Below are 2,987 nucleotides of genomic sequence, written 5' to 3' on the forward strand. Positions count from 1 at the left end.
TACGAGGTGACGCTCTTTCTGCATCAAGTGGTCGCCGATCTGCCGCCAGCGCAGCAGGCCATGATCAATCACGTGCGCCGCGGGGACGCGGCTCTGGACGGCTCCAGGTTGTTGGTGGTTGAAGACGATGTGCGCAACGTCTTCGCGCTCATGAGCCTGCTGGAGCCGCGCGGCGCCAAAGTCCAGGTGGCACGCAACGGCCTTGAGGCCCTGGCGGTGCTGGAAGGGTCGCTCCAGCCGGCCGGCGCCCCACTCGATCTTGTGCTACTGTACATCATGATGCCGGAAAGGGCCGGCTTGACCGCCATGCGCGAAATCCGCAGGCGCCCGGAATGGCGGAACTTGCCCATCATCGCGCTGACCGCTAAGGCGATGAAGACCGATCATATGCAAGCATTGACCGCCGGCGCCAACGACTACATGGCCAAGCCGCTTGATGTGGACAGGCTTTTGTCGCTGGTGCGGATCTGGATGCCGAAGTAGTCAGGAGAGGTTGAGGTTGAGGTTTAGGTTAGAGATAGAGCAAGAGAGGAGAGGTTGAGGTCAAGGCTAAGCCAAGAAAGTCATGAAACAAGTTAAACCTGCTTCCCCTTCAACCTCAGCCTCAACCTTAACCTGCCCGACTAAAGCTATCGCCCCTTCATCCTCAACCTATTATCCAGGTACCGACGTGCTGGAAATCGAGTTGCTGCTTGATGCGCTCTACCGGGCTCATGAGTATGACTTCCGCGGTTATGCCCGGCCGTCGCTCACGCGTCGTCTGGCGCAGGCACGCGAACATTTCGGTTGCCGGAGCTATTCGCAACTCCAAGATCTGTTGCTGCACGATCCGGCGGCGCTGCCGAAGCTCCTCGGCTATCTGACCGTGCAAGTGAGCGAAATGTTCCGCGATCCGGGATATTTTCGCGCGTTGCGCCAAGAGGTGGTGCCGCATCTGAAGACGTATCCGTCCCTCAAAGTGTGGGTGGCCGGCTGCGGCGCGGGCGAAGAGCTGTATTCGCTCGCCATTCTGTTTCGCGAGGAAGGATTGGAGGACCGGACGGTGTTCTACGCCACGGACATCGACCGCGACGCCCTTACGAAAGCCGAATCCGGGATCTACCCGCTGGACCGGCTGGCATCGTTCACGACCAATCATCGGCGGTCGGGGGCGAAGGGCTCGCTGTCCGAGTATTACCATGCCGGGTCGCGGGCGGCGGTGTTCGACAGGACGCTGCGCAAACGGACGGTGTTCGCAGAACACAATCTGGCCTCAGACGCCGTGTTCGCCGAGGCGCATTTGATTTCCTGCCGCAACGTGCTGATCTATTTCGACCGGTCGCTCCAGAGTCGGGCCACTGGGCTCTTCACGGAGGCGCTCGTCCGGAAAGGCTTTTTGGGCTTGGGAAACAAAGAGAGCTTGCGTTTCACCGATCATAACGAGGCCTTCGAACCATTTGTATCGAAAGAGCGCATCTATCGCAAACGAGGGAAATTATGAACAGACCGGATGTGATCGAAAGTCGGCCGGGCCGTGCCAAGGTTCTGCTCGTGGACGACCATCCTGTCAACCTGATGGCTCTCACGGAATTATTGCGCCGCGATGACGTGGAACTGTTGCGCGCCGAATCCGGAGCCGAGGCACTGGAACTGTTGTTGGTGCACGACACGGCGTTGGCGATCATCGACGTGCAAATGCCCGAGATGGACGGATTCGAGCTGGCCGAATTGATGCGCGGCGCGGAACGGGCAAAGTACGTCCCGATCATCTTCGTCACCGCGGGGTTGCGGGATGCCGAGCGCCGATTCCGCGGGTATGAGGCGGGAGCGGTCGATTTTCTTTACAAGCCCATAGAAACTGACATCTTCAAGAGCAAAGTCAATGTGTTCCTCGCCATCGATCGTCAGCGTCGCGAACTCGCCCGGCTGCTGGCGGAACGCACGGAAGCGGAGCGGCGCGCCCTTGAGAGCGAGGCCAGGCTGCAGTCTTTGGCAAGCCGACTGGAACGGACTGTGGAGAAGCGGACGGAAGAATTGGTGGAGTCTCAGGAGCGGTTGCGCGCCTTGGCGGTTGAGCTGAATCTGGCCGAACAACGGGAGCGGGCCAGATTGGCCACGGACATGCATGATCATTTGCAGCAACTGTTGGTGCTGGGCAAACTCAAACTCGCCGGAAGCAAACGGATCTCCAGAGGGCTGCCCGCCGTGGAGAAGATGATTCATGAAACGGAAGAGGTCTTGGCCGACGCGTTGCAATACACGCGTTCACTCGTGGCTGAGTTGAGTCCGCCGGTGCTGAGGGACCATGGCCTCTGCGCCGGACTGCGATGGCTCGGGGGCTATATGGAGAAGTACGAGATGACCGTGGCGGTGACTGTGCCGAAGGCTGAACCGGCCCTGCCGGAAGATCAATCGGTGCTGCTGTTCCAATCGGCGCGCGAGTTGTTGATGAATGCCTTGAAACATGCCGGAACCACCGAGGCCGTCGTTGGCTTGGAACAAACGGCCGACCGATTACGGATCACTGTGAGCGATAAAGGAGCCGGTTTCGATCTTGCTGCAGTCACCGCCGCTGAGCCGGCCGGCGGTCTGTCTTCAAAATTCGGCCTCTTCAGCATCAAGGAACGCATGCGCTCGCTCGGTGGGTCGTTGGAGCTGGAGTCGGCCCCGGGCAAGGGGACGATCGCAACGATCACGCTGCCGCTACGGGGTAGTGCTGAGTGCTCAATGCTGCCTGCTGAGTCGCCGGGAACGGCAACAAATGTTCCGGCCGAATACTCAGCGCCCAAGACTCAGCACTCGACATTCCAACAGAACGCGAAAATTCACGTTCTGTTGGTCGACGACCATGCCATGGTTCGGCAGGGACTTCGCGCGATGTTGGAAGGCTACGAAGATGTGCAGATCGTCGGAGAAGCCGTGGACGGTCAGGATGCCGTGCGGTTGGCCGAGCAACTGCGGCCCGGCATCGTGGTGATGGACATCAACATGCCGAACATGAACGGCAT

3 protein-coding genes are annotated in these 2,987 nt (G+C 59.7%); all 3 read left to right on the forward strand.

Annotated features, from left to right (window positions below; translation table 11 throughout):
• The coding region (locus ACOSYY_RS11915) for a response regulator (RefSeq protein WP_421662612.1) at positions 1-483 on the forward strand (483 nt) is incomplete at its 5' end.
• 82 nt (positions 484-565) lie between these two features.
• A complete protein-coding gene (locus tag ACOSYY_RS11920; protein ID WP_421662613.1) occupies positions 566-1,480 on the forward strand; it encodes a CheR family methyltransferase in 915 nt (304 codons plus the stop codon).
• The coding region (locus tag ACOSYY_RS11925; RefSeq protein ID WP_421662614.1) for a response regulator at positions 1,477-2,987 on the forward strand (1,511 nt) is incomplete at its 3' end. The genes ACOSYY_RS11920 and ACOSYY_RS11925, both read left to right, overlap by 4 nt.

It is taken from the genome of Nitrospira sp. BLG_2, from assembly GCF_049222245.1.